The 26,643-nt window shown below is 65.9% G+C and carries 23 protein-coding genes; 20 read left to right on the plus strand and 3 right to left on the minus strand.

Annotated elements, in window-relative coordinates:
* From ACTIIH_RS12095 to ACTIIH_RS12105, 3 genes are all read right to left on the minus strand, one after another.
* Nucleotides 1-2,284, minus strand: a 2,284-nt coding sequence (locus ACTIIH_RS12095; protein WP_441452011.1) for a transglutaminase family protein, incomplete at its 3' end; no start/stop codon positions are given.
* A complete protein-coding gene (locus tag ACTIIH_RS12100) occupies nt 2,281-3,561 on the minus strand; it encodes a DUF58 domain-containing protein (RefSeq protein ID WP_441452013.1) in 1,281 nt (426 codons plus the stop codon). The genes ACTIIH_RS12095 and ACTIIH_RS12100, both read right to left, overlap by 4 nt.
* A 4-nt stretch (nt 3,562-3,565) precedes the next feature.
* Nucleotides 3,566-4,555 (minus strand): AAA family ATPase, encoded by a 990-nt coding sequence (locus ACTIIH_RS12105; RefSeq protein ID WP_441452015.1) that lies wholly within the window; start codon nt 4,553-4,555, stop codon nt 3,566-3,568.
* A 461-nt stretch (nt 4,556-5,016) separates the two neighbouring features.
* On the opposite strand from ACTIIH_RS12105, the gene mraZ reads away from it, so the two are divergent.
* From mraZ to ACTIIH_RS12205, 20 genes are all read left to right on the plus strand, one after another.
* Nucleotides 5,017-5,448, plus strand: coding sequence for a division/cell wall cluster transcriptional repressor MraZ (gene mraZ / locus ACTIIH_RS12110; RefSeq protein ID WP_101553353.1), 432 nt, complete (start codon nt 5,017-5,019; stop codon nt 5,446-5,448).
* Nucleotides 5,449-5,628: 180 nt separating this feature from the next.
* A complete protein-coding gene (gene rsmH, locus ACTIIH_RS12115; RefSeq protein WP_441452018.1) occupies nt 5,629-6,594 on the plus strand; it encodes a 16S rRNA (cytosine(1402)-N(4))-methyltransferase RsmH in 966 nt (321 codons plus the stop codon).
* The gene (locus ACTIIH_RS12120) at nt 6,591-7,157 is read left to right on the plus strand and encodes a hypothetical protein (RefSeq protein WP_441452020.1); all 567 of its coding nucleotides are present in this window, start codon (nt 6,591-6,593) and stop codon (nt 7,155-7,157) included. The genes rsmH and ACTIIH_RS12120 overlap by 4 nt, the downstream gene beginning before the upstream one ends.
* A gap of 75 nt (nt 7,158-7,232) precedes the next feature.
* Complete coding sequence (locus ACTIIH_RS12125; protein ID WP_441452022.1) at nt 7,233-9,014, plus strand: peptidoglycan D,D-transpeptidase FtsI family protein; 1,782 nt, start codon at nt 7,233-7,235, stop codon at nt 9,012-9,014.
* Nucleotides 9,014-10,585, plus strand: coding sequence for a UDP-N-acetylmuramoyl-L-alanyl-D-glutamate--2,6-diaminopimelate ligase (locus tag ACTIIH_RS12130; RefSeq protein ID WP_441452024.1), 1,572 nt, complete (start codon nt 9,014-9,016; stop codon nt 10,583-10,585). Before ACTIIH_RS12125 ends, ACTIIH_RS12130 begins: the two co-directional genes overlap by 1 nt.
* A 1-nt stretch (nt 10,586) precedes the next feature.
* Nucleotides 10,587-12,050, plus strand: a complete 1,464-nt coding sequence (locus ACTIIH_RS12135) for a UDP-N-acetylmuramoyl-tripeptide--D-alanyl-D-alanine ligase (RefSeq protein WP_441452026.1) — start codon at nt 10,587-10,589, stop codon at nt 12,048-12,050.
* On the plus strand, nt 12,050-13,138 hold the full coding sequence (gene mraY, locus ACTIIH_RS12140) for a phospho-N-acetylmuramoyl-pentapeptide-transferase (protein WP_441091425.1): 1,089 nt from the start codon (nt 12,050-12,052) through the stop codon (nt 13,136-13,138). The genes ACTIIH_RS12135 and mraY overlap by 1 nt, the downstream gene beginning before the upstream one ends.
* Nucleotides 13,131-14,654 carry a UDP-N-acetylmuramoyl-L-alanine--D-glutamate ligase gene (murD, locus tag ACTIIH_RS12145; protein WP_441452028.1) on the plus strand — a complete coding sequence of 508 codons (1,524 nt, stop codon included), beginning with the start codon at nt 13,131-13,133 and terminating at the stop codon, nt 14,652-14,654. The genes mraY and murD overlap by 8 nt, the downstream gene beginning before the upstream one ends.
* 1 nt (nt 14,655) lies before the next feature.
* The gene (gene ftsW / locus ACTIIH_RS12150) at nt 14,656-16,188 is read left to right on the plus strand and encodes a putative lipid II flippase FtsW (protein WP_441452030.1); all 1,533 of its coding nucleotides are present in this window, start codon (nt 14,656-14,658) and stop codon (nt 16,186-16,188) included.
* Between the two features lies 1 nt (nt 16,189).
* Nucleotides 16,190-17,290 carry an undecaprenyldiphospho-muramoylpentapeptide beta-N-acetylglucosaminyltransferase gene (gene murG, locus ACTIIH_RS12155; RefSeq protein WP_441091428.1) on the plus strand — a complete coding sequence of 367 codons (1,101 nt, stop codon included), beginning with the start codon at nt 16,190-16,192 and terminating at the stop codon, nt 17,288-17,290.
* A 2-nt stretch (nt 17,291-17,292) separates the two neighbouring features.
* A complete protein-coding gene (murC, locus tag ACTIIH_RS12160) occupies nt 17,293-18,708 on the plus strand; it encodes a UDP-N-acetylmuramate--L-alanine ligase (RefSeq protein ID WP_441091429.1) in 1,416 nt (471 codons plus the stop codon).
* 5 nt (nt 18,709-18,713) lie between these two features.
* Nucleotides 18,714-19,469 carry a cell division protein FtsQ/DivIB gene (locus ACTIIH_RS12165; protein ID WP_441452032.1) on the plus strand — a complete coding sequence of 252 codons (756 nt, stop codon included), beginning with the start codon at nt 18,714-18,716 and terminating at the stop codon, nt 19,467-19,469.
* A 239-nt stretch (nt 19,470-19,708) separates the two neighbouring features.
* Nucleotides 19,709-20,896, plus strand: coding sequence for a cell division protein FtsZ (gene ftsZ / locus ACTIIH_RS12170; RefSeq protein ID WP_441091431.1), 1,188 nt, complete (start codon nt 19,709-19,711; stop codon nt 20,894-20,896).
* Between the two features lies 1 nt (nt 20,897).
* Entirely contained in the window at nt 20,898-21,656 is a 759-nt protein-coding gene (gene pgeF, locus ACTIIH_RS12175) for a peptidoglycan editing factor PgeF (RefSeq protein WP_441091432.1), read from the plus strand.
* Between the two features lie 78 nt (nt 21,657-21,734).
* Entirely contained in the window at nt 21,735-22,256 is a 522-nt protein-coding gene (locus ACTIIH_RS12180) for a cell division protein SepF (protein ID WP_441091433.1), read from the plus strand.
* Between the two features lie 96 nt (nt 22,257-22,352).
* Nucleotides 22,353-22,652, plus strand: a complete 300-nt coding sequence (locus ACTIIH_RS12185; RefSeq protein ID WP_441452035.1) for a YggT family protein — start codon at nt 22,353-22,355, stop codon at nt 22,650-22,652.
* Nucleotides 22,653-22,955: 303 nt separating this feature from the next.
* Entirely contained in the window at nt 22,956-23,747 is a 792-nt protein-coding gene (locus tag ACTIIH_RS12190) for a DivIVA domain-containing protein (protein ID WP_441091434.1), read from the plus strand.
* 124 nt (nt 23,748-23,871) lie between these two features.
* Nucleotides 23,872-24,408: a signal peptidase II gene (locus ACTIIH_RS12195; protein ID WP_441091435.1), complete on the plus strand. Its 537-nt coding sequence runs from the start codon at nt 23,872-23,874 to the stop codon at nt 24,406-24,408.
* Nucleotides 24,401-25,324, plus strand: coding sequence for an RluA family pseudouridine synthase (locus tag ACTIIH_RS12200; RefSeq protein WP_441091436.1), 924 nt, complete (start codon nt 24,401-24,403; stop codon nt 25,322-25,324). Before ACTIIH_RS12195 ends, ACTIIH_RS12200 begins: the two co-directional genes overlap by 8 nt.
* A 238-nt stretch (nt 25,325-25,562) precedes the next feature.
* Nucleotides 25,563-26,643: PHP domain-containing protein (locus ACTIIH_RS12205; protein ID WP_441452038.1), on the plus strand; the 1,081-nt coding region annotated here is incomplete at its 3' end.

Here is a 26,643-nt window from a genome sequence, read left to right on the forward strand (position 1 = left end):
GCAGCCGTTCATCCGAACGATCAAACGTCGAGGAGCCGGCGCCTTCTGCGCTCTGAGCGGCGGCACCGGAACCGGCAGCCACCTCGGCGGCAGACTTGCGCACGGGTTCGCCGGTGTCCGGATCGATCTCCGGTGCCGCGGAGCCGGCATCCGTACCGGCCGAGCTCGAAGCATCGGCACCCCCGCCCCCGCCGCCGGCAGCTCCGGTTGCTGGGACGGCACCGGCGAGCACGAGCTCGTTGAAGCGCAGAGTCCGACTCGAATCCAAGCTCTGCCCGTAGTCGGTGGCCAGAGCCCGGACCTCTGTCCACACCGCTTCGAGGTTGTGCGGATCCTTCGTCCGGCGTGACCGCAGGATCGAACGCCAGATCGCGGGCAGTGCGGCGAGCAGCAGCAGGACGAGAACGATCGCTGCCATGCCGATGACAGTGCCCAGGTTCGAACCGGCCGGCTCCGCGGCCTGAGTGCTCGTCTCCTCCTCGGTGGGCTCGTCGGAGCCACCGGTCGGCGAGGCGGACTCGGTCGGCTCCTCGCTCGGGCTCGCCGACTCCGACTCCTCGCTGTCTTCCTGCTGGCCGGCGCCATCGGCGAGAGTCCACTTCGGTGGATCGCCGGCCGGCCCGCCCGGAGTGGGTTCGAAACGCACCCAGCCGGCGCCTTCGAAGTACAGTTCCGGCCAGGCATGCGAATCCTGCATGCTCACCTCAGTGCCGTTCTCGGACTCGTCCCCGCCGGCGTATCCGACGCCGATGCGGGCCGGAATCCCCATCGTCCTGGCCATGATGGTCATGGCCGAGGAGAACTGGACGCAGTAGCCCTGCTTCTCGGCCAGGAAGTCCGAGATCGCATCGCCGCTGGCCCGTTCGGGAGCATCGAGCGAATACTCGAAATCGCCGCCGCGGAAGTACGCCTGCAGCAGGACCGCGGCCTCCCACTGGTCCTCGGCATCGGCGGTGACCCGCTCTGCCGTCTCCTTCACGCTCGGCGGCAGGGAATCGGGGACGGCGAGTTCGGTCTCGAAATCGCTCTCGGACACCGGAGTCGCCGACCGCAGATCCTCGACATCGGGATTCGGGGACAGATAGTCCATCGAATACTGCAGACCACCGGTCTTCTCACCGTTGCCGACGATCGTCAGGGTCTTCTCGTCGAAGATCCACCGACGGTCCAGATCCTTCGGCTGCTGCGGAGCATACGGAGACGGCAGGTACTGCTGGTCGTAGTTGTCGCCGACGGCGACGTTGATCGTCTCTTCCGTGAAGTTCTCGTCCCTGGGCATCCCCGCCGGCCACGGCATGCCGTCACTCGCGATCGCGAAGGGGTCGAGGCTGAATGGACTCGGTGCCCAATTCTCTCCGTCGAAGTCGTCGATCGAAGTCAATCGGATCGGATCCGCGTCCTCGTCCGTCGTCTGATAGCTGAAGAGGGTCGCATCATCACGATCACCGAGGTTCTGGCGCAGGTTGAGGAACGGGTTCGTCACCGTCAGATCGCCCTGGCCCTTCGACGCCCGATCGGGCAGGGTCGGCACCGGCGGCAGCAGAACGGGCAGGCCGATGCCGATGGCCAGAGCCACAGCACCGGCGATGATCGCCGTCATCCCTCCCCGCCACCGGGTCGCGGGCAGATAGGGGCTGAGCATGAGCAGCAGGAACGCCGCCAGGATGGCGACCACATGCCACCATTTCACTTCTTGAGCGGCGAAGTAGACGGGGATCATCCACAGCACGAGCAGCAGCACGCCACCGACCTTCGGCGCCCGCAGATCCGAGACGAGACCGTCGATGAGGATCGTGATGAGGGTGAAGGCGATCGTGAGCATCGCGATGAATCCCGGAGTGGTCGCGGCCGGGGGAGCGGTGGCATAGAGGTCGCTGACCCCTTCGGAGAGCAGATCGATCACCGCCCCGAAGGACCCACCGGTCGGGATGAACCCGAGCAGCAGCGAATCCCCGGCGCAGACGACGAAGACCGCAATGAGGCCGGCCACGCACTGGGCGATGACCGCGGTGCCGGTCGAACGCAGTGTCGGGACAGTACGGAACACGGCGCCGACGATGACGACGACGGCGACGGCGACCAGCACTGGCGGCAGCCAGGCGAAGTCCCTGAACACCGCCGACACGGCGAACGCGGTCAGAGTCATGGCGACGAAGACGACGATCGCTTCGAGCCAACCGGTGCTCGGCCGCTCATCGCTGGTCGACACCGGCGCCGAACGGTCCTGCGCCGGGGGTCCGGAATCGGCTCCGTACGGACGGGTGTCAGGAGTGTCGTGGCTCATCGGCGCACCCCCTGCGGTGTCGCGCGCGCACCACTGGGAGTCGCAGCTGCGCCTCCCGGCGTCGAGGAGGCGCCGCCGGCACCGGTTGTGCCCGATCCGGATTCGGCCGAGGTCAGTCCGGCGCCGCTGCGAGAGCGCTTGGTCTCGAAGGTCGTCCACGACTCCGGCAGATCTTCGCTGAGACCGAGCATCGTCAGATCGTCGATCTCGCTGAGCGTGCGCAGAGTCACCGGCACACGACGGGAGAAATGGGAAGCGAGTTCCTGCCCGCGTTGATCACCGACGGAGCAGATGACGATGTGATTCGGGTTGTCGTGCGACGGCAGTTCGACCCTGCCCGGGCGCACAAGGGCGGTCAGAAGACGCAGCTTGTCGATCTCGCGGGCTCCTTTGAATCTGATCTGGTGTCCCGGAGCGACGACATTGACCTCGTAATCGGACTTGAGGAACGCGGTTCCGGCTGCGGTGGCCGCGGCCAGCAGGAACTCGATCTCGAGATCGCTCGGCTCCTCGGCACCCTCATCGGCGACGAGGTCGATGAGGATGAGCGCATAGAGCGTCTCCTCATCGGCTTCATGCCGGACCATGAGCTCGCCGGACTTCGCCGTCGAGGGCCAATGCACATGCCGCAGGTCATCTCCGGGCACGTACTCACGCGTGTGGAAGTCCCGGGTGGTGTGTCCGGCGCGAACCTTGCCGTCATCGAGGCGGGCGGGCCGGATCGACGAATCCTGCGGAAGGCGCGCGGGCAGGATCGGCACGGACACGGCCACGGGGAAGGCCCCGTGGACCTTCTTCTTCATCTTCACCAGGCCGAAGGGCCCGAACACGGTGATGAGGACCGCATCGATCCCGGTCACGCCGCGGCGGTTGGGGGTGAAGGACGTCAGCACCGTCTGCGAAGCCCCATGAGCCAGAGCCGGAACATCACCGGAGGTGGGGTCGCCGAAGCCCTCGGCCGGAACGAAGTCGATCGTCGCGGCCGGCATCGCGAGCTGACCGATGTTGGTCACGCGCGCCTGCACTTCGACTTCTTTGCCCTCGGCGGCCAACGGGTAGCGGTTGTGCGAGGGCGACAGCGCCACCTCATGGAGGTTCGTGCTCATCGTGATCGATACCCGCCGGGTGCCCCACAGGATGAGCAGCGCCGAGAGCAGGACCAGGCCGAGCAGCAGCAGACCGGCCGGAAGCAGACCGGGCAGCGCGAAGCGGTAGGCCGTGATGATGAGGGCCGCCCCGGCCAGGACGAAGATGATTCCCGAAGTGCTCAGTCGCATGCGGTCACTGGTTCGTCGAGACGGGCACGCGGGACAGCACCCGACCGATGAGGTCGGCAGCCAGCTCCGCGTCGTCCCCGTCGCGGGGGATGATGCGGTGGGCGAGGATGTACGGGGCCAGAGCCTGCACATCGTCGGGGGTGACGAAGGTGCGTCCCGACAGGGCCGCTCGCGCCTTCGCCGCGCGCAGCAGGTGGACACCGCCGCGCGGGGAGCTGCCGAGCAGGATCGCCTGATCGCCGCGGGTGGCATGGAGGATCGCCACGATGTATTCGCGCAGCGCTCGGCTCGCCGAGACGTGGCGGACGATCGTGCGCGCCTGGGTGATCTGCTCGAGGCTCGTCACCGCGGCGGCGGTCTCGAGGGGATCGTTCTGGATCTGGTTGTCCAACAGGTCGACCTCATCGGACGTCGCCGGGTATCCCAGGGAGACGCGGGTGAGGAAGCGGTCGCGCTGCGCCTCGGGCAGAGCGTAGGTGCCCTCCATGTCGATCGGGTTCTGAGTGGCGACGACGATGAACGGAGTGGGCATCGGATAGGTCTGCCCGTCGATCGTCGCCTGGCCCTCTGCCATGCACTCGAGCATCGCCGACTGCGTCTTCGGGGACGCGCGGTTGATCTCATCGGCGATGACGATGTTCGCGAACACCGGGCCCTGCCGGAACTCGAAGTGGCGAGTCTCCTGGTTGAACAGGTTCACGCCCACGACGTCGGTGGGCAGCAGGTCCGGCGTGAACTGGATGCGGCGCACGGAGCCGTCGACGACCTTGCCCATGGCGCGGGCCAACAGGGTCTTGCCGACGCCGGGGACGTCTTCGAGGAGGACGTGTCCGCCGGCGAGCAGCGCGATGAGCGAGAGCCCGACGGCCTCATCCTTGCCTTCGAGGACCGCGTTCATCGCTGTGCGTGCCCGCGAGGTCAGATTCTGCACCCACTCGATGTGCTCGGCGCCGATCACGGAATTGGTCTGTGTACCTTCTTGGCTGGTCGACATACCCTCTATTGTCCCTGAAAGCCGGCACCCCAGCCACACGAGATTCTCTCAGCTTCGACACCCCCGTCTCCGGCCTCTCCCATCTGCTCCCCGAGGCGATCCCCACTCCACTCCCCACCCACCTCCCCACTTTCCTCCACGCGGACCCTCCACTTTCCTCCCCGTTCGCCTCCACCTCAGTGCGGGAGATCATCCGCGATCCGCGGATTCTCGCGGACCCCTGCCGTTCTCGCTGCTCTCGCCCATGTGGACCACCCCTTGTGTGAGCGCACTGAATCCCGCCCCATCCGACACGCCCGCGACGCGCCTTCGGGAAATTTTCCCCACTTTCCTCCACCTATCTGACATGGGGAAACGTTGGTTTTGTCGTATCTTTCAGATCAGAAGCTGGAATCTGTGGAGGGAAGTGGAGTACTGTGGTTGCTATCGGAGCCGATGGGTTTCGAAAGGGGTGAGACGACATGTTCTTGGGCACTCATATGCAGAAGCTCGACGACAAAGGTCGCCTCATCCTGCCCGCAAAGTTCCGCGAGGAGCTGTCGCCCGGACTCGTTCTGACCCGTGGCCAGGAGAACTGCCTCACCCTGTTCCCCACCACGGAGTTCGAAGCCGAGCACGCGCGAATCCAGAACGCGCCGAAGACGAATAAGGAAGCTCGCGATTACCAGCGTGTGTTCCTGTCGGCGGCCTTTGCGGATCAACCGGACAAACAGGGACGCATCACGGTCCCGAACATATTGCGGCAGTACGCATCACTGACCAGGGAAGTCGCAGTGATCGGCATGGGAAACCGAGTCGAGATCTGGGATGCACCGACCTGGGAGGACTACCTCGTCGGCGCTCAGCAGGCCTTCGCCGAACGCGAAGAGGAGGTGATCCCCGGAGTGATCTGATTCTGCTCGGGTTTGATCCTTGCCCGCCGTGCTCGAGTTTCGGGGAACTTCCCCGTTTCCGAAGCTCGGACGTCCTGACACACTTCCCCGGTGGCAGGGCCACGGCGGTCAAGGTTCTGGCTCCAGCAGCGCACACGCAGCACACGCCCCGAAACACACACCCACACGAAGGACCCACGCATGACAGCTCAGCAGCACGTACCGGTGCTCCTGACGCGCGTGGTCGAACTCATCGGCGTCGGCGTCGAAGCCGCTCGCAGAGCCGGGCTCACCCCGGTCGTCGTCGACGGCACCCTGGGAATGGGCGGACACGCAGAAGCCGTGCTCACGGCCTTCGACGATGTCCACCTCGTCGGCATCGACCGGGACCTGCAGGCCATCGACATCGCCACCGAACGTCTGGCCCCCTTCGCCGATCGCACCGACATCGTCCACGCCGTCGACGATGAGCTGCCCGACGTCCTCGCCGACCTCGGCATCGAATCGATCAGCGCGATCCTCCTCGACCTCGGGGTGTCCTCCCTGCAGCTCGACGAAGACGAACGCGGATTCTCCTACGCCCGGCCGGCGCCCCTGGACATGCGCATGGACCGCACCCAGGAACTCACCGCGGCAGAAGTGCTGGCGACCTACTCCGAATCCGAGCTGCGCCGCATCCTCCGGGACTACGGCGAGGAGAAGATGGCCGGCAGGATCGCGAAGATCATCGTCACCGACCGGGCCGACGCCCCCTGGGAGACCTCGGACCAGCTCGCGGCCATGCTCTCGCGCGTGATTCCGCAGACGAAGAAGAAGTCCCACCCCGCCAAACGCACCTTCCAGGCCCTGCGCATCGAGGTCAACGACGAGCTCGGAGTGCTGCGCACCGCGCTGCCGGCAGCACTGGAAGCCCTGCACCTCGGGGGAGTGGCCGTCATCGAGTCCTACCAGTCGCTGGAGGACACGATCGTGAAGAAGACCTTCCGGGCCGCCACGACCGCCTCGGCGCCGCCGGACCTGCCGGTCGTGCCCGAAGAGCACCAGCCCTGGCTGAAGGAGATCATCCGGGGCGCCGAAATGGCCGATGAGCACGAAGCAGAGACCAACCCGCGGGCGGCGAGCGTCCGCCTGCGGGCAGTGCAGAAGATCAGGGAGGCACGATCGTGAGGAATTCTCAGGCGACCGCGGGTCAGCCCCACTTCACCGAACGCTCCCGCCGGCTCGAAGAGGCCGGTGGTCAGCAGCGCGGAGCGAAGCTGCGGCTGCTCAAGTTCGAACTGCCGAAGTCCCGTCTGCCCTTCTCGATGCTATGCGTGGGGATCCTGTTGGCCGCCCTGGTGGCCGTGCTGCTGCTCAACATCTTCGTGGCCAACACCTCCTACGAGGTCGACCAGCTGACGAGTGAGAAGGAAGACCTGGCCGAACAGAAGGACCGCCTCGTCGAGGACAACTCGTATCGCGAGTCCCCGCAGAACATCGCCCTGGCCGCCGAGGAGCTCGGCCTCGTCAGGGATTCCTCGCCGGAGTTCCTCGACGCGAAGACCGGGAAGATCATCGATGCACCCGGCATCGACGTCAGCGGTGAGAAAGAGCCCGCAGTCGTGCCCGGCCCGCGCGCCGATACACGCGATGACATCCGACCCAATCTACGATCGGATGAGAAGCTCCCGGTCGTCGGGGGCAGCCCGAGCCAGGACGTGGCGGCTCCGAGCCAGGAGGCACCGAAGTAGTCCGAGCTCACCGGGACCGGGGAACGGCCTGACCGAATCATTCGCCGACCACACCAAGGACCGAGGACTCAAGCAATGGGCTCACGCACAACCCGACTGAAGAGGAAACGCAAGGGCGATGGCCCCAACCTGCGCCTGCGGATGGGCTTCATCGCCGCAGTCTCGATCCTCGTCCTCCTCATCACCTCCGTCCGGCTTGTGTCGATCCAGGGCATGGACTCGATGAAGCTGGCGGAGAAGGCACTGTCGAACCGGCTGGTCACCCGGACGCTGCCGGCCGATCGCGGACAGATCCTGGCCGCCGACGGCACCGTGCTCGCCGACAGCGTGTCCCGCTACCAGCTCGTCGTCGACCAGCAGAACGTCGCCCAGTACGAAGTCGACGGCGAACTCGTCGGGGCCTGGGGAGCAGCCGAAGCCCTGTCGAAGCCGCTGAACACCGACCCCGGTCTGCTCTACCCCAAACTCGTCGGCGCCAAACGCTGGAACCCCGTCGCGAAGGGACTGACCGCGGAGACCTGGCGTGAGGTGAAGAAGCTCGAAGTCCTCGGCATCTCCGCCGAGGAGTACTCGGTGCGTTCGTACCCCGCCGGCGGAGTCGCCGGCAACCTCGTCGGCTTCCTCAGCTCTGACGGCACGGCCCAGGCCGGACTCGAGATGGCCTACGACGAACAGCTGTCGGGCACGGACGGCCAGCAGCAGTACGAGCGCGGTGCACTCGGAGAGATCATCCCGCTCGGCGACAACAACATGAAGGACGCCGTCGACGGCCAAGGTCTGCAGACGACCATCGATCCCGCGATGCAGTACTACGCCCAGCAGGCCATCGAGGAGCAGCGGAAGAAGCACAAAGCCGAATCTGCATCCATCGTCATCGAAGAGGTCAAGACGGGACGCATCATCACCGCCGCAGACGCTCCCACGGTCGACCCGAATTCTCCGGGCAAGGTCGACGGCGACGACCGCGGTTCGCGCATCTTCACCGATGTGTTCGAACCGGGTTCGACCGCGAAGATGGTCACCGCCGCAGCGCTGCTCGATCAGGGGCTCGTCACGCCCGAACAGGAATTCACCGTCCCGGACACGTGGAAAGCGCCGAATGACGAAGAGTTCCGCGACTCCCACGAACACCCCGATGAGAAGCTCACCTTCGCCGGGATCCTTGCCGAATCCTCGAACACCGGCACCATCCTGGCCGGAGAAGAGCTCACCGAGGCCCAGCGCTACGCATATATGAAGAAGTTCGGCTTCGGTTCCGGTTCGGGCATCGGCTTCCCCGCCGAGACCTCGGGCATCCTGCACCCGTACGAGGAGTGGGACGGCCGTACGAAGTACACGGTCATGTTCGGTCAGGGTGTGGCCGCGAACGCGATCCAGACCACTGACGTCATCGCCACCATCGCCAACGGGGGAGTCCACGTTCCCTCTCGCCTGGTCGACGGAATGGTCTCACCGAAGGGACGGACCATCTCGACACCGGCCGGGGAGAAGCAGCGCGTCGTCAGCGAGGAAGCTGCGGACGAGACTCTTCGGATACTCGAAGGCGTTGTCGCCGAAGGCACAGGCAAGTCCGCCCAGGTCTCGGGCTACCGAGTCGCCGGAAAGACCGGTACCGCGCAGGCGCCTGCGGCCGAAGGCGGAGGCTATGACGGCTACACCGCCTCGTTCGTCGGCGTCCTGCCCGCCGAAGACCCCGAACTGGCGATCTCCGTGACTTTGCAGCGGCCACGTGACGGCTACTACGGTGGACAGGCCGCCGCTCCCGTCTTCTCCGATGTCGCGGGCTTCGCGATGCGGCATCTCAAGATCCCACCGTCGACGCAGAAGCCCGACCTGCCCGCTCGAGAATGGAAATGATGCGTTTTTCACAGCTGCTGCCGATCGCACCCGGCACCCTCCACGGTGACCCCGAGACAGAGGTCACCGGAGTCTCCCATGATTCGCGAGCGGTCTCACCCGGTCAGCTCTACGCCGCCCTGCCGGGCGCGAATGTCCACGGTGCGAAATTCGCTCCCGAACTCATCCGCGGCGGGGTCGACGCCATCCTCACCGACGACGCGGGCTGGCAGCTCGTCACCGATGCGCTGAGCGCGGATGAGGCCGGCCGGCAGCTGCTCGGAGGCGTGACCGCTCTCATCGTCGAAGCTCCCCGCGCCGTGCTCGGGTTCGTCTCCGCCGCCGTCTACGGGACCACCTCGGTGCCGGAGCTCATCGGTGTCACCGGAACGAATGGAAAGACCACGACGACCTATCTGGCCGACGGGATGCTCGAGGCACTGGGGCACCGCACCGCCGTCATCGGCACGGTCGCCATCCTCATCGCCGGGGACACCGTGCCGAGCGTGCGCACGACCCCCGAAGCCCCCGAACTGCACGCTCTGTTCGCGAAGATGCGCGCGGCCGAGGTCGACACCTGTTCGATGGAGGTCTCCTCCCACGCGCTCAGCCAGCATCGCGTCGACGGGGCGCACTTCCGCGTCGCCGGGTTCACGAATCTGTCCCAGGACCATCTCGACTTCCACAACACGATGGAGGAGTACTTCGAGGCGAAGGCACAGCTGTTCACCCGTACCTTCTCCGATCGGGCCGTCATCGTCGTCGAGGACGAATGGGGTGAGCGGATGGTCGAGGCCGCGCAGGTGCCCGTGCGCACCTTAGGACGCGACGACCGCAGCCAATGGCGCATCGAACACACCCCGGGCGTTTCCGACTTCGTGCTCCATCTCGACGACGGACGAAGCATCCGTCTGCGTTCACCGCTGCCCGGTGACTTCAACGTCACGAACACGGCCCTGGCCGCCTCGATGCTCATCGAAGCCGGTATCAGTGCCGCGGACATCGACGCGATCGGCCGCAGCTTCGCGGTCACTGTGCCGGGACGGATGGAGATCATCGACGTCTCCGGACCGCGGGCCCTCGGCGAATCCCACCCCGAGCTCCTGCCGCGGGCCATCGTCGACTATTCCCACACCCCTGATGCGATCGCGAAAGCGCTTGCGACCCTGCACGCCGACTCCGACGAACTCATCATCGTCTTCGGCGCCGGAGGCGACCGGGACCGCGGCAAACGCTTCGGCATGGGGCAGGCGGCGGCACGCGAGGCCGATGTGATCGTTCTCACCGACGACAATCCGCGCACCGAGGATCCCGACACGATCCGCGCCGCCATCAGGCAGGGAATCGACGCCGAGGTGGATGCGGGTCGGGCCCGTGTGAAAAAGATCATCGAGGTCGCCGACCGCGGTGCCGCCATCGATGAGGCGATCGCGAATGCAGACCCCCGCGCCACCGTGCTCATCGCAGGAAAGGGGCATGAGACAGGCCAGACCGTGGGCACCACGGTCACCGATTTCGACGACCGGGCCAGGACACGCTCAGCGCTGTCCATGCGACTGGGCGACGCACAACCAGGTAAAGTTCACAGATGATATGAAGCGACTGACTGCAGCCGAGATCGCAACCGCCCTGAGCGGCGAGTTGTACGGCATCGACCCCGAGACCCCATTGACCGCCGGTGTGGTGACCGACTCGAGAGAAGTCGGACCCGGCGATATCTACGTCGCCCGCCGAGGCGAGAGCTTCGACGGCATCGAATTCGCCGCCGCCGCCGTCGAGGCGGGAGCGGCCCTGATCATCGGCGAATCCGTCCCCACCATCGACGATGAGCCGCTGCCGGTCGTCGTCGTCGCCGATGCCACCGAAGCGCTCGGCCAGCTGGCCAAGCACAGCATCGAAGGCCTGCGCGCAGACGGCGAGATCACCGTCATCGCGATCACCGGCTCCGTCGGCAAGACCACCGTGAAGGACCTCGCCGCGGACCTCCTCGCAGGTGCTGCCGAGACCGTGTGGCCGCCGAACTCCTACAACAACGAGGTCGGTGTCCCGCTGACTGCCCTGCGGGCGGTCGAGTCCACCCGTTTCCTCGTCCTCGAGATGGGAGCCCGGTCGATCGGCAACCTCGCCTATCTGACCAGCCTCATCCGGCCCGATATCGCCGTCGAACTCGCCGTGGGCACCGCCCATTCCGGAGTCTTCGGGTCGATCGAGAACACCGCTCGGGCCAAGGCCGAGCTCGTCGAGTCTCTGACAGCCGGATCCACCGCCGTGCTCAACGCCGACGACACCCGCGTGTCCGCAATGCGCGAGGTCCTCGCTCTCGACGTGTCCACCCTGTGGTTCTCACAGCGTGAGTCCCTGCCCGAATGGGTCGGAGCCGACGACCGGGTCGTGCGCGGCACCTCTGTGTCCACGGATTCCTCCGGCCACCCGACGTTCACCCTCACTCTGCCCGGTGAAGAGCCGAGGGATGTGCGTCTGGCGCTCATCGGCGAACACCACGTCGGCAACGCTTTGGCGGCAGCCGCCATCGCCCACGCCTGCGCAGTGTCGACCAAGTCGATCGTCACGACCCTGTCGACCTCCTCGGCGGCCAGCCGCTGGCGGATGGAGCTCATCGACTCGCCGACTGGTGTGACCGTGCTCAACGACGCCTACAATGCGAACCCCGAATCCATGCGAGCCTCCCTGAAGACCCTGGCCTCGATGGGCCGCGGTGACGAGGAGACGAGCCCGCGTCGCACCTTCGCCGTGCTCGGCGAGATGCTCGAACTCGGTGATGAGTCGGTGTCCGCACATTCGGAGATCGGCGAACTCGTCGTGCGACTCAACATCACTCGCACCATCGTCGTCGGAGACGGTGCCAAGCCGATCTTCAACGCTGCGAACCTCGAGGGCTCCTGGGGCAACGAGGTGGCCTGGGTCGCCACAGCGGCCGAAGCGAGAGATCTGCTCAATGCCGAACTCGCACCCGGCGACATCGTCCTGTTCAAATCCTCCCGCGACGCCGGTCTGCGCTACCTGGGAGACGAAATCGCCGGGGTATCGGGGGCCTGATGATTGCCGTACTGCTCGCAGCCTGCCTGGCTCTCATCTTCGCCCTCGTCGGCACCCCGCTGTTCATCCGGGTGCTCGTCAGGAAGGGGTACGGCCAGTTCGTCCGTGACGACGGTCCGACCTCGCATGCGACGAAGCGCGGGACCCCGACCATGGGCGGTGTCGTCATCATCGGCGCCGCGGTGCTCGCCTACCTGCTCGGACATCTGTTCACCGGTTCCGTGCCCACGGCATCGGGTCTGCTCGTGCTGTGGCTGGCTGCAGGACTGGCGGTCGTCGGGTTCCTCGACGACTTCATCAAGATCAAGAAGCAGCGGTCGCTGGGCCTGCGGCCGATACCGAAGCTCATCGGCCAGGCCTTCGTCGGAATCTCCTTCGCCGTCCTCGCCCTGCAGTTCCCGAACTCCTTCGGCGAGACCCCGGCGTCGACGAAGGTCTCGTTCATCCGCGACACGAACCTCGACCTCGCCTTCGGCTCAGCGATCCTCGGACTCATCCTGTTCGTCATCTGGGCGAACCTGATCGTCACCGCCGTCTCGAACGCGGTCAACCTCACCGACGGTCTCGACGGTCTGGCCGCCGGTGCCTCGGTGGTCGTCTTCGCCGCCTATGTCGTCATCGGCACCTGGCAGTCGACGCAGAACTGCAACCTCATGTCCGAGGCCACGAATGCCTGCTACTACATGCGCGACCCCCGTGACCTGGCGATGGTCGCCGGTGCCATGGCCGCCGCTTGCTTCGGCTTCCTGTGGTTCAACACCTCCCCAGCGAAGATCTTCATGGGCGACACCGGTTCGCTGGCCATCGGCGGCGCCTTCGCCGGACTGGCGATCATGTCGCGCACAGAGCTGCTGCTCATCGTCCTCGGCGGACTCTTCGTCATCATCACCCTGTCGGTGATCATCCAGGTCGCTTCCTTCAAGACCACCGGCAAGCGCGTGTTCCGCATGGCGCCGCTCCAGCACCACTTCGAGCTCAAGGGCTGGGCGGAGGTGACGATCGTGGTGAGATTCTGGATCATCGCCGCCCTCTTCGTCATCGCCGGAATCTGCCTGTTCTACGCCGACTGGGTGGCCCGCGTTGGCTGATGACCCCACCACCCCCAAGGAGATCCCTGCCGCGCTCAGCGGCCCGAGCTCATCCCTGGCCGGACTGCGCATCCTCGTCACCGGCCTCGGCGTGACGGGATTCCCCGCCGCCGTCCACCTTGGCGAACGCGGTGCCGACGTCATCGTCATCGACGGCGACGACACGGCCGATGTCAGCGAGAAGGCGCAGATCCTCGAGGTCTTCGACGTCGACATCCGACGCGGTCCCGAACACGTCGAGACTCTGCCCGAGGGCGAACTCGACCTCGTCGTCACCTCGCCCGGATGGCGGCCCGACCAACCCGTGCTCGCAGCCGCAGCAGAGGCCGGCATCCCCGTCATCGGCGAAGTCGAACTCGCCTGGCGGATCCGCGGGACGAACGATGCCAAATGGCTGGCCATCACCGGCACCAACGGCAAGACGACGACCACGACGATGCTCGAATCGATGCTGCTGGCCGCCGGGCTCAAGGCCAAGGCGTGCGGCAACATCGGCACCCCGCTGCTCGAGGCGGTGCTCGAACCCGGCCTCGAAGTCCTCGCGATCGAACTCTCGAGCTTCCAGCTGCATTGGCAGGAGTCGCTGAGCGCCGACGCCGCGGCCGTGCTCAACATCGCCCCCGACCACCTCGACTGGCACGGCAGCGCCGAAGCCTATGCCGCAGACAAAGCGAAGATCTTCCACGATGCGAAGCTCGCCTGCGTCTACAACTGCGCCGACGAGGTGACCCTGCACATGGTCGAGGACGCCGACGTGATCGAAGGAGCCAAGGCCATCGGCTTCACCACCGGTGTGCCTCGCCCCGGCGAACTCGGCGTCGTCGACGACCTGCTGGTCGACCGGGCCTTCATCCCGCAGCGCTATTCTTCTGCCGCCGAACTCGCCTCCCTCGACGATGTGGCGGCCGCCACCGGCGTCGCGGGGTCGCAGCCGGCCCCTCACCAGGTCGCCAACGCTCTGGCCGCCGCCTGCCTGGCACGCGCGATCGACGTGCCCGGTCAGGCGATCGCCGCGGGACTGCAGAACCATTCGCTCGGAGCTCACCGCATGGTCACCGTCGCCGACGCGGACGGCATCCGCTGGGTCGACGATTCGAAGGCGACGAACACTCACGCCGCGAATGCCTCACTGGCCGCGTTCGACTCGATCATCTGGATCGCCGGGGGACTGCCCAAAGGCGCTGACTTCACTACTCTGTTCGCCGACCACCGCGACCGGCTCAAGGCACTCGTGCTCATCGGCGCAGACGACTCGGCCTATCGCGAGGCCATCGCCGCGACCATCCCGGACCTCGACGTCGTCCGCATCGAGCCGGCCCTGGCCGTGGATTCGGGAGTTCCGAAGCGCCGCGGCGAGGCGGTCGCCGCGGCCGCCGTCGACGCCGCCGCCCGCTTGGCCGAATCCGGCGACACCGTTCTGTTGGCACCGGCGGCCGCCAGCATGGACCAGTTCCTCAACTACAACACTCGCGGCGAACTGTTCACCGAGGCCGTCAACACGCACCTGGAGCGCTGAGATGGGACGGCAGGCCACCGCGAAGGCGGATGAACGTCGCCGCCGCAAACTTGCGAAGACGACTGTTGCCGCCACGGCTCCGCCGACATCGAAGCGGTCCGCAGCGTCGACCGCGACGAAGTCCCCGGACGCGACGTCCGCTGCGAAAGCCCGCGCGGGGAAGTCCGCCGCCGCGAAACCTGCCTCGAAGACCGCTGCGAGGAAAGCCTCCGGTGTGAAGAAGACGGCGAAGGCCACCGGGAAGAAACCTGCGAAGAAGCCGGCGAAGGCCGCCGGAAAGAACAAGACCGCCTCGGCGATCCGGAACGCATGGGATCATGTGCGCGGTGACGTCTCCGGCCTCTCCGCCCATCCGCTGACGACCTACTTCCTCATTCTCGTCTCCGTCGTGCTGCTCACGGGGCTGGGCCTGGTCATGGTGCTCTCCGCGTCATCGATCACCTCCTACGACGGGGGAGCAGGGTCATCGTTCGCCTATTTCAACAAACAGGCGGTGTTCGCCGGAGTCGGCCTTGTCCTCATGTACATCGCGAGCCGGATGTCGCTGCAGTTCTGGAAGCGGACCGCCTGGTTCGCGATCATCGGCGGCCTCGCCATGCAGGCAGCGGTCTTCATCCCGGGCCTCGGCAAGGAGACGAAGGGCAACGCGAACTGGATCGGGTTCGGCGGATTCCAGATCCAGCCCTCGGAGTTCCTCAAGGTCGCCCTCGCCCTGTGGCTCGGCCTCATCCTCGCCCAGAAGGCCGGGAAGATGACCTCCTTCGGCCACGCCATGATCCCCGTCGTTCCCGGAGTCCTTGCCGCCGCCGGACTCGTCGTCGCCGGCAACGACCTCGGCACCGGCCTGGTCATCATGGCCATGGCGATCGTCTGCCTGTGGGTCGGTGGGTTCCCGATGAAGTACTTCCTGCTCCTGGGCGGCGTGCTCGCTGCGGCGGTCACCTTCTTCGTCCTCAGCTCCCAGAACCGTCTCGACCGCATCCAGGCGATGCTCACCGGACATGCCGATCAGTCCGCCGCGGACACCATGGGGCAGGCGTGGCAGTCCAACCACGGACTGTTCTCCCTGGCCTCGGGCGGATGGCTGGGAGTCGGACTCGGCGCCAGCCGTGAGAAATGGTCCTGGCTGCCCGAAGCCCACAATGACTTCATCTTCGCCATCATCGGAGAGGAGCTGGGCCTCGTCGGCACCCTCGTCGTCATCCTCATCTTCGCCGTCCTCGGCTTCGGGATGGTCCGGGTGGTGATGCGCTCGAACAGCCTCATGGTCCAGGTCGCCACCGCCGGCTTCTTCGCCCTCATCATCGGCCAGGCCGGAATCAATATCGGCGTCGTCACCGGAATGCTGCCGGTCATCGGTCTGCCTCTGCCGTTCGTGTCCTACGGCGGCTCGTCGATCATCGCCTCGCTGCTCGCCGTCGGTGTGGTGCTGTCGTTCGCTCGCACCGAGCCGGGCGCCGAGGCGGCCATCGCCGCCAACAGGGATCGCCTGCGGTCCTCGCTCGCCGTGCTTGCCCGTAAGAAAAGGAAATGAGATGACGAATATCCTCCTCGCCGGTGGAGGCACCACCGGCCATATCTCGCCGATGCTGGCGATCGGCCGTGAGCTGGCCCGGCAGCACCCCGATTGGGATGTCGTGGCGCTGGGCACCCCCGACGGACTCGAGGCCGAAATCGTTCCCCGTGCCGGCTTCGAACTGCTCACCATCGACAAGGTGCCCATGCCGCGATCGATCAGTCCAGCCCTGCTGAGATTCCCGTTTCGCTTCCGCGACAATATCTCCGCGGTCAAGCAGATCATCTCCTCCCGCGGCATCGACGCCGTCGTCGGCGTCGGAGGCTACGTGTGCCCACCGGCGTTCCTCGCCGCCAAACAGGCGAAGATCCCACTGATCGTCCACGAAGCCAATGCGAAGCCGGGAATGGCCAACCGCCTCGGCGCCCGACTGACCACAGCGGGTCGCGTCGGCATCACGTTCCCAGACACGCAGCTGCCGGGTTCGACTCTCGTCGGCATGCCCATGCCCACAGAGATCACCGATCTCGACCGCAGCGACGAAGATCAGCGTGCCGGCTTCCGTTCCGATCTCGGGCTGCGCGATGACCGCCCCGTCCTCGTGGTCACAGGCGGGTCCTCCGGGGCACAGAAGATCAACGAGGCCTTCCTCGCCACCGCGACCGCATGCCAGGAGGCCGGCATCCAGGTCCTCCACATCACGGGAGCCGGAAAGGGCGAGGCTCTGCGCGAGGTCGCATCCGAACTGAGCGACTACCACGTCGTCGACTATGTCGACGGAATGCACCGAGCCTACGCGGTCGCCGATCTGCTCGTCGCCCGCTCCGGAGCAGCCACGGTCTCCGAAGCCACGGTCGCCGGTGTCCCCGCTCTCTACGTGCCCCTGGCCATCGGCAACGGCGAACAGCGCCTCAACGCCTCCGGCAGCGTGAGCGCCGGCGCCTCGCTCATGGTCGACAATGCCGACTTCTCACCGTCGACGGTCGTCGAGACCATCCTGCCGCTGCTCGCAGACGAATCGCGACTCGCGCAGATGAGCCGAGCGGCACTGAACCTCAACTACCCCACCGATGCCGCGGCCCGCATGGCCGCCATCGTCAATCGCGCGTTGGAAGGCTGACCATGACCTCTGCGAACACGACTCCTGCGAGCATCGTTCCCGTCGGCGAGCTCGGAGCCGTCCACTTCATCGGCATCGGGGGTTCGGGAATGTCCGGAATCGCCCGGATCATGGCCATGAACGGGGTCGACGTCTCCGGCTCCGACGCGAAGGAATCCAACGTCGTCGATGTTCTCCGCACCTTGGGCGCCACGGTCACGATCGGACATTCGGCCGAGAACCTCGGGGCAGCCGACACCCTCGTGATCTCCTCAGCCATCCGCAAGGACAATCCCGAACTCGTCGAAGCACAGCGACGTGGGCTGCGCATCCTCCACCGCTCCGGGGCCCTCGCCGCTCTCATGGTCGACCGGCGAGCCGTGGCCGTGGCCGGCACCCACGGGAAGACCACGACCACGTCGATGACCACCGTGGCACTGCAGGCCTGCGGAGTCGACCCGTCCTTCGTCATCGGGGGAGTGCTGTCGACGACGGGCACGAATGCCCACCTGGGCACCGGAGACGTCTTCGTGGCCGAGGCCGATGAATCCGACGGGTCGTTCCTCCTCTACGAACCGGCGATCGGCATCCTCACGAACGTCGAAGCCGACCACCTCGACCACTACGGGACTCCGGAGAAGGTGCGCGAAGCCTTCATCGAATTCTGCGACGGCATCCAGACCCGGGGTGGAACGATCATCGCCTGCGCCGACGACCCGGGATCCCACGACGTCGCCCTGCACTCGCGCAGCCAGGGCGCCGACGTCGTCCTCTACGGCACCTCCGCCGACGCTGATCTCGTGCTGCGCGACCTCGACTCCGGAATCGGCTCGACCTTCGTCCTCGACCTGCCCGGCCGGGACGACGAGCTGCGGGTCGAACTGCGGCAGCCGGGCATGCACAATGCGCTCAACGCCACTGCCGCGATCGCCGTGGCCCACAGCCTCGGCGCCGATGTCGAACGCGCGGCCGCCGGGCTCGCCGGCTACGGGGGCACGCGCCGGCGCTTCGAAGAACGCGGCATCGCGGCGGGAGTGCGCGTCATCGACGACTACGCCCACCACCCGACCGAGGTCCGTGCGGTGCTCAGCGCCGCCCGCGGAGTCGTCACCGACGGCGGACGGGTCTGGGCGATCTTCCAACCGCACCTGTATTCGCGGACGATGGAATTCCGGGAGGAGTTCGGACAGGCCCTCAGCTTGGCCGATGAGGTCGTCGTCCTCGACGTCTTCCCCGCTCGCGAAGATCCCGTGCCGGGAGTCACCGGAGCGCTCATCGCCGACAGAGTCCCGCACGGAAACGCGACCTTCTTGGAGTCCTTCGCCGAGGCGGTCCCGTTCGTCGCGGCACGGGTGAAGCCCGGTGATCTCGTGCTCACAGTCGGAGCCGGCGACGTGACGATTCTCGGACCCGAGCTGCTGAGCGCACTGGAGGGCTGAGGCCCATGGTGCCGCTTCCCCCGGCTCGGTCCGGAGACAACTCCACCGCCGACCTCACCGGAGTCATCCGGGCCCGCCGCCGACAGACCTGGCGTCGACGCCTCATCGCCATCGGCATCGTGGCCGCGCTGATCGCCCTCGTCGCCGTCGCCTGGTTCTCACCCCTGCTGACACTTAAGAAGGTGCAGGTGAGCGGCAGCGAACTGATCGACACGGACACGGTCAGCGATTTCGTGCTCGACGGTCAAGGCGGCAGGCCCCTGCCGCAGGTGCGCCCGGGAGCGGTCGAGGACTCGGTGCTGGAGGAGTTCCCGAAAGCCGAAGCCGCCTCCGTCCACTATGCCGGACCCCGAGCGCTGAAGATCGGGATCACCGACCGCACCCCCGTCATCGCGATCGAAGGCGCATCCGGCTACCGTCTCTACGACTCAGAGGCCGTCGATCTCGGCACGGTCGACACAGCGCCGAAGAAGCTCACCGTGCTCAGCAGCGGCGGACACCAGCCGGACCGAGAGACCGTCGCCGCGGTGATCCGCTTCATGGGCGATCTGCGTCCGGAGCTGCGCCGACAGCTGGTGACGATCGAGGCCGAAGACGCAATGGGCCTCAAGGGGCGACTCGACACCGGCAAGCAGAAAGCCACGGTCGTCTTCGGCGATTCGACCGACTCCAGCCTCAAGGTGCGCACCGCCGCCCAGCTCGCTGCCGAAGGCCGCACGGAGATCGATGTCTCCGTACCCTCGGTGCCCGTCACCGACTGAAGCCGCGGCGCGCACGAGCGGCAGCCCGGAACGCCACTCGTGCGCACCGCTTGGGCCAGACACTGCGATTGCCTCCGTTTGGCCCCGACACACCGGGTGTGAAGTTTGGCCGAACACCGACACTCCGGCGAGAATGGTTGCAGTGAGATTGCCCCGCCCAATAGCCTCAGGGCAGAGAACACAGACCGAATGCGCACGCAGACCCTGCGGAGCGCAAGCGCTTGAGACGAGGAACCGACTTGGCTGAATTCCCACAATCCGGAGCGGACATCAAAGTTGCCGGTACCGGCGGCGGCGGTGTCAACGCTGTACAGAGGATGATCGACGTCGGCCTGCGCGGCGTGGAGTTCATCGCAATCAACACCGACGCCCAGGCTCTCGTCCTCTCCGACGCCGATGTCAAGCTCGAGATCGGCCGTGACCAGACCAGAGGCCTCGGCGCTGGCGCAGACCCGGAGATCGGCAAGAAAGCCGCCGAATCCTCGGAAGACGCCATCCGCGACGCGCTCGAGGGCGCGGACATGGTATTCGTCACCGCCGGCGAAGGCGGCGGCACGGGAACCGGTGCCGCCCCCGTCGTGGCCCGCGTGGCCCGGTCGCTCGGCGCACTGACCATCGGCGTCGTGACCCGCCCCTTCACCTTCGAGGGACGCCGTCGTTCCGCGCAGGCAGAAGCCGGAATCGCGGCGCTGCGCGAAGAGGTCGACACCCTCATCGTCATCCCCAACGACCGTCTGCTCTCAATCTCCGATCGCAGCGTCTCCGTCGTCGAAGCCTTCCGCTCCGCCGATGAGGTCCTGCGCTCCGGTGTCCAGGGCATCACCGACCTCATCTCGGTCCCGGGCCTGATCAACCTCGACTTCGCCGACGTCAAATCGGTCATGCAGGATGCCGGCACTGCGCTCATGGGCATCGGTGCGGCAACCGGCGACGACCGTGCCGTGCAGGCCGCCGAATCCGCCATCGCCTCCCCGCTGCTGGAAGCCAGCATCGACGGCGCCCACGGAGTGCTCTTCTGCATCACCGGCGGCGGCGACCTCGGACTCTTCGAGGTCAACGAGGCGGCACGCCTGGTGCAGGAGGCCGCGCACCCCGAGGCGAACATCATCTTCGGCGCGGTCATCGACGATAACATCGGCGACGAGTGCCGAGTGACCGTCATCGCCGCCGGATTCGACAACACCTCCCCGAATGCGGAGGTCGCCGGATCCGATCAGATCCCCGCGCCGATCCCGGCCGCCGCTCCGGCCGAGACCGAGCCCGAGTCGCCCGTCATCGCCGAGCCCGAGCCCGAGGCTCCCGAAGCCGACGAGACTGCAGCTGCCCCCCGCCGCAGCGAGGAACACCAGATTCCCGCTTCACTGCCGGGCGAACGCAGCAGCTCGAATTTCGACTCCGATCTCGATATCCCGGACTTCCTCAAGTAATATGCTGCGTTCGAGGTTCGTCATCCCGGGCGGGCGCACCGCCCACGTCGCCTTCACCGACCGGCACGGCGGATACTCGAGCGGGGACTTCTCCTCGTTCAACCTCGCCCGCCACGTCGGAGACGATGACGAACTCGTCGCAGCCAACCGAGCCGCTCTCGCTCAGGTCATCGGCCTGAGCGGAGAGCGGCTCTCGTTCGTCTCCCAAGTCCACGGCACCGATGTGCATATCATCGGCGACGAAGCACAGCTGCGGCAGACTCCGGTGGAGGCCGATGCCCAGCTGACGACCGTGTCCGGAGTGGGCCTGGCGATCATGGTCGCCGACTGCACCCCGGTGATGCTCGCCGATGCCGAGGCGGGCGTCATCGCCGCCGTCCATGCGGGTCGCCCGGGAATGGCCGCGGGAATCGTCGGCAGAACAGTGGCCGCTATGCACGACGCCGGTGCACGGGACATCCACGCGGTCATCGGTCCCTCGGTGTGCCCGCGGTGCTACGAAGTCCCAGCCGAGCTGAGGAGCGAGGTCGCGGCGATCGAGCCGACAGCCGCCTCGGTGTCGGTCACCGGCACACCGGCCCTCGACGTCGCCGGAACGGTGGCCGAACAGCTGCGACGGGCGGATGTGACCATCGATCACTTCTCGCGCACCTGCACGAAGGAATCCGAGGACCTCTTCTCCTATCGCAGGCAGAAGCGCACGGGGCGGTTCGCTGGGATCATCTGGCTGCAGGAAGAAAAGACCGCGACACACCCATAGGACTCACCGGCCCGGATGCTCGGGTGCGATAGTTTGGGCGACAGGTGAGCAAGTGCCGAAGTCCGAGGAGCTTTAGACATGTCAGCAATCAAGAAGACGCTGGAATACCTGGGTTTCGTCGAAGAAGAGGACGAGACCACCACCCAGCACACCGACCGTCGTGAACCGGCGCGCCGGGACCGCGAGGTCGTCGAGACCTTCGACGAGGACGACCAGTACGACGAACCGGCCGCAGCCGAGGAACGGACTCCGGCCCCGGTGACGCCGATCCATCCGTCACCGATCCGTCCCGTAGACACCCCGGCGCCAGGAACCTCAATGAATCGCATCAGGACCATCCACCCCCGCAGCTACAACGACGCTATGGTCATCGGCGCCGCCTTCCGCGAGGGCACCCCGGTGATCATGAACCTCTCCGAGATGGACGAGAACAACTCCAAGCGTCTCGTCGACTTCTCCGCCGGCCTGATCTTCGGACTGCACGGGTCGATCGAACGGGTCACGAACAAGGTCTTCCTGCTCACTCCCGAGAACATCGAGGTCGCCGGCGAGAACGAAGCGGATTCGGACACGCAGGCCAGCTTCTTCAACCAGAGCTGAACGGCGCCTGGACGCTCTCAACTCGTCCTCAGCTGGAGCCGATAGGCTTAAAGCCTCAGAACTCTCAAGCAACAACGAAAGGCGCGGGGGACCCACGTGGCCATCATCTTCTACATCCTCGGTACAGCCCTGAGCCTCTATGTGTACGTGCTCCTGGTGCGCGTGGTGCTCGACCTGGTCCAGGTGTTCTCCCGCGACTGGCGGCCCACCGGCTTCCTCCTCGTGCTCGCCGAGATCGTGTACACACTCACCGATCCGCCGCTGAAGCTGCTGCGCAGGATCATTCCGCCGCTGCGTCTGGGGCAGGTCTCGCTCGACCTGGGATTCATCGTCCTGCTCATCGGCATTCAGATCATCGCGTCGGTGTTCTTCAACCTCTCGCACACCTCCGCCTGATGCCTTCGCCGCGGTGACCTCGGCTGGTGGATCACGATGAATGGGCACCTGGAGTCGCCTCCGGATCAATCCGGTCGACTATCGTGAAGTGTTTGCGCGATCACCGGATAAGTGGTGAATATGCTCACCATAATTGACTGTCCGCGTGCTCGGCTTGTTAGCCTCGGATGCGGAAAAGTTCGTCATTGAATGCGAGACACGCCATTACTGCGGGACAAAACTGCAGGTGTTACGCTAATGTGACGTGGAAGCCGTCTTTCGGGGCGGCAGCGTAATGAATGTAGATCGACTGAAGGTGACCTCATGGCGCTCACGCCTGAAGACGTAGTAAACAAGCGGTTCCAGCATGTGAAGTTCCGCGACGGGTACGACCAGGACGAAGTCGACGATTTCCTTGATGAGGTCGTCGTTGAGCTTCGCCGTCTCTACCAGGAGAACGACGAGCTGCGTCAGAAGCTCTCCATCGCCGAACAGCGTGTGAAGGAACTCGAAGCCGGGGGCGCCTCCGCGGCACCGGCAGAGGACATCGACGCCACTCAGGCGATGCCCGCAGCCGTTCCCGCACCGGAAGAGAAGGAAGAGGCTCCGGAACCGTCCGAGGCACCTGCCGCTCAGGCACCGGTCGAAGAGACCCCGGCCCCGGTCGTCAAGGAAGCCGCTCCGGCCCCCAAGGACAGCTCTGCTGCACCTGCTGCGGCAACCGGTGGAGCCGCGGGTGCCGGTCTCGGCGCTGTCGCAGCAGGCGACGGAGACGCTCATGGTCTCATCGCTCTGGCTCAGCGCGTCCACGACGAGCATGTCGCCGAAGGTGAGCGCAAGCGCGACGAGCTCATCAAGGCCGCTGAGAAGGAAGCAGCGGAAATCGTCGGCAAGGCCGAAGCCAAGCGCGACGAGACGCTCTCGGCCCTCGAATCGCAGAAGGCGGCCCTCGAGCGTTCGATCGACCAGCTCTCGAACTTCGAGCGCCAGTACCGCACTCGCCTCAAGAGCTACCTCAACGATCAGCTGCGTGAACTCGAGAACTTCACGAGCCTGGCTCCGGAGACGCTCGACGGAAACGCCCCGCTGGGCGGTTCCTCGAACCACAAGCTCTGATCCCAGCGCACCAGCGACCGAGGTCCGGGAACTCTGCGGAGTGCCCGGGCCTCCGTCGTGTCCGCGCACTGCACCGCCACACGGCTGCATCCGGCAACGCCGCCAGTGGTCTAGAATGAACCAAATGAACGATCCTGCCTCACGGGTGAAACGACCTCGCGCCGCAATGATGGTCCTGCTGTTCACAATCGCAGCATCAGTGCTCGTGATCGATCAGTTCACCAAGTTCCTCGCCGTCACCTTCCTCGAGGATCGGCCTCCGGTTCCGGTGATCGGCTCCCTGGCCGGATTCACCTTCTACCGCAACCCAGGTGCCGCGCTCGGCCTCGGGTCGAACGTGACGTGGATCTTCCCGATCATCGCCGTCGGCGTCTTCATCGCCATCCTCGTGATCTCTCGCAAGCTCGGGTCGCGGGCCTGGGCGATCGGCCTCGGTCTGCTCTTGGGCGGACTCTTCGGCAACCTCGTCGACAGGCTCTTCCGTGAACCGTCGTTCCTGCACGGCGCCGTCGTCGACTTCATCGATCTGTCTCTGTTCATCTGCAATGTCGCGGACATCGCGATCTCCGCCGCCGCAGTGGCCCTCGTCATCGTCAGCTTCAGGGGCATCGACATCGAGGGATCGGACTCCACCCACGTGAAAGAGGACTCTCATGACTGAACGTTCCATCCTCGTCCCCGAAGGACTCGACGGCCAGCGCGTGGACGCTGCGATGTCGAAGCTGCTCGGTCTCTCCCGCACTGCGGCCGCCGAGATCTGCGCCGACGGGGGAGTGGAGATGTCCGGGCGCCCCGTCATCAAGTCCGATCGCGTCATCGCCGGTGAACGACTCGACATCATGATGCCCGAGCCGAAAAAGCCGCTCGAGGTCGTGCCCGATCCCGTGCCGGGAATGCGCATCGTCCACGACGAGGATGCCTTCGTCGTCGTCGACAAGCCCGTCGGTGTGGCAGCGCACCCGGCCCTCGGATGGACCGGACGCACCGTCGTCGGCGGTCTCGCTGCGGCGGGATTCCGCATCGCCACCTCCGGCGCGCCCGAACGTCAGGGCATCGTGCAGCGACTCGACGTCGGCACGTCGGGACTGATGGTCGTGGCGAAGAGCGAACACGCCTACAGCGTGCTCAAACGCGCCTTCAAGGAACGCACGGTGGAAAAGACCTATCATGCCCTCGTGCAGGGCCTGCCCGATCCTGTGCTCGGCACCATCGATGCCCCGATCGCCCGGCATCCCAAACACGACGGACTCTATGCAGTGCGCACCGAAGGTAAAAACGCGATCACCCACTACGAAGTGATCGAAGCCCACCGCCGTGCCGCACTCGTCGAGGTCCACCTGGAGACCGGACGCACTCACCAGATCCGCGTCCATTTCTCCGCCACCAAACATCCCTGCGTCGGCGATCTTCCCTACGGCGCCGATCCGGTGCTGGCCAAGGAACTCGGACTGGAACGCCAATGGCTGCATGCCGTCAAACTCGGCTTCCATCACCCCGATACGCAGAAGTGGGTCGAATTCGAAAGCGGGTACCCCGAGGACCTGCAGACCGCGCTCGACCGCATCCGGCCGAGCTGACACCGGTGGCCGGCCCCGCCGCCACTGCCTGTGCCGGAACCCGGCGGCTGAGCGACACGCCGCGCTGAACTGCGGGCGCAGGAGCCCCGGTGCCGCGTGCCGGGAACATCACGTCCGGGAGCCCTCCCCGGAGAGTCCGATGGACTAAACTGGAACGGCAACACCGGCAACTTCAGGAAGGCGGCGCTCAGTGCCGAACGAGGACTTCGTCCACCTCCACGTCCACACCGAATACTCCATGTTGGACGGTGCGGCGCGCCTCGCCGACCTGATGGCGGCGACTAAGGCATCGGGAATGTCCGCGATCGCCACGACCGACCATGGATACCTGTTCGGTGCCTTCGACTTCTGGTCTCAGGCGACCGCCGCTGGAATCAAACCCATCATCGGCGTCGAAGCCTATGTCACCCCCGGTACCGACCGCCGGGACAAGACGCGCGTGAAGTGGCGCACCGACGAATCGCAGAAGAGCGACGATCTCTCCGGCGGTGGTCTCTACACGCACATGACTCTGCTGTCTCGGAACAATACGGGCATGCGCAACCTGTTCAAGGCATCATCGTATGCTTCCCTGGACTCGGTCACCGCGAAATGGCCCCGACTGGACCAGGATCTGCTCGAGAGCTATTCCGACGGACTCATCGCCACCACCGGCTGTCCCTCGGGCGAGGTGCAGGTGCGGCTGCGGCTGGGTCAGTACGAAGAAGCCAAAGCGGCGGCCGGGAAGTACCGTGAGATCTTCGGCAGGGACAACTACTACGTCGAACTCATGGACCACGGCCTGTCCATCGAGAAGAGGGTGACGAAGGACCTCATCCGACTGTCGAAGGAACTCGACATTCCGCTGGTCGCCACCAACGACCTCCACTACACGCACGAATCCGATGCGAAGGCGCACGAGGCTCTGCTGGCCATCCAATCGGGTTCGAAGCTCATCGAACCCACCTACGATCAGGGCGGATCGCGCTTCGCCTTCTCCGGCTCCGGCTACTACCTCAAGACTCCCGCAGAGATGCGGTCTCTGTTCAGGGAGTTCCCCGAGGCCTGCGACAACACCCTCGAGATCGCCGAGAAGTGCGAGGTCTCCTTCGACACCTCGGCGAACTACATGCCGAAGTTCCCGTGCCCTCCCGGTGAAGACGAGACCTCGTGGCTGATCAAAGAGGTCGCGAAGGGGCTCGACTACCGGTACCCCGACGGTGTTCCCGACGATGTCCGCAGGCAGGCCGACTACGAGCTCGACATCATCATCTCGATGGGCTTTCCCGGCTACTTCCTCGTCGTCGCCGACTTCATCAACTGGTCGAAGGACAACGGCA

Origin of the sequence: Brevibacterium sp. (assembly GCF_052105255.1) — a bacterium.
In the GTDB taxonomy this organism is placed as follows: domain Bacteria; phylum Actinomycetota; class Actinomycetes; order Actinomycetales; family Brevibacteriaceae; genus Brevibacterium; species Brevibacterium linens_B.

Coding starts and splice junctions, on each gene's coding strand:
- ACTIIH_RS12180 (WP_441091433.1), top strand. CDS start 21,735: ATGTCAGCAATCAAGAAGACGCTGGAATACCTGGGTTTCGTCGAAGAA.
- ACTIIH_RS12195 (WP_441091435.1), top strand. CDS start 23,872: ATGAACGATCCTGCCTCACGGGTGAAACGACCTCGCGCCGCAATGATG.
- ACTIIH_RS12190 (WP_441091434.1), top strand. CDS start 22,956: ATGGCGCTCACGCCTGAAGACGTAGTAAACAAGCGGTTCCAGCATGTG.
- ACTIIH_RS12135 (WP_441452026.1), top strand. CDS start 10,587: ATGAAGCGACTGACTGCAGCCGAGATCGCAACCGCCCTGAGCGGCGAG.
- murG (WP_441091428.1), top strand. CDS start 16,190: ATGACGAATATCCTCCTCGCCGGTGGAGGCACCACCGGCCATATCTCG.
- rsmH (WP_441452018.1), top strand. CDS start 5,629: ATGACAGCTCAGCAGCACGTACCGGTGCTCCTGACGCGCGTGGTCGAA.
- ACTIIH_RS12130 (WP_441452024.1), top strand. CDS start 9,014: ATGCGTTTTTCACAGCTGCTGCCGATCGCACCCGGCACCCTCCACGGT.
- ftsW (WP_441452030.1), top strand. CDS start 14,656: ATGGGACGGCAGGCCACCGCGAAGGCGGATGAACGTCGCCGCCGCAAA.
- mraZ (WP_101553353.1), top strand. CDS start 5,017: ATGTTCTTGGGCACTCATATGCAGAAGCTCGACGACAAAGGTCGCCTC.
- mraY (WP_441091425.1), top strand. CDS start 12,050: ATGATTGCCGTACTGCTCGCAGCCTGCCTGGCTCTCATCTTCGCCCTC.
- ACTIIH_RS12105 (WP_441452015.1), bottom strand. CDS start 4,555: ATGTCGACCAGCCAAGAAGGTACACAGACCAATTCCGTGATCGGCGCC.
- ACTIIH_RS12100 (WP_441452013.1), bottom strand. CDS start 3,561: ATGCGACTGAGCACTTCGGGAATCATCTTCGTCCTGGCCGGGGCGGCC.
- murC (WP_441091429.1), top strand. CDS start 17,293: ATGACCTCTGCGAACACGACTCCTGCGAGCATCGTTCCCGTCGGCGAG.
- ACTIIH_RS12200 (WP_441091436.1), top strand. CDS start 24,401: ATGACTGAACGTTCCATCCTCGTCCCCGAAGGACTCGACGGCCAGCGC.
- pgeF (WP_441091432.1), top strand. CDS start 20,898: ATGCTGCGTTCGAGGTTCGTCATCCCGGGCGGGCGCACCGCCCACGTC.
- ACTIIH_RS12125 (WP_441452022.1), top strand. CDS start 7,233: ATGGGCTCACGCACAACCCGACTGAAGAGGAAACGCAAGGGCGATGGC.
- ACTIIH_RS12165 (WP_441452032.1), top strand. CDS start 18,714: ATGGTGCCGCTTCCCCCGGCTCGGTCCGGAGACAACTCCACCGCCGAC.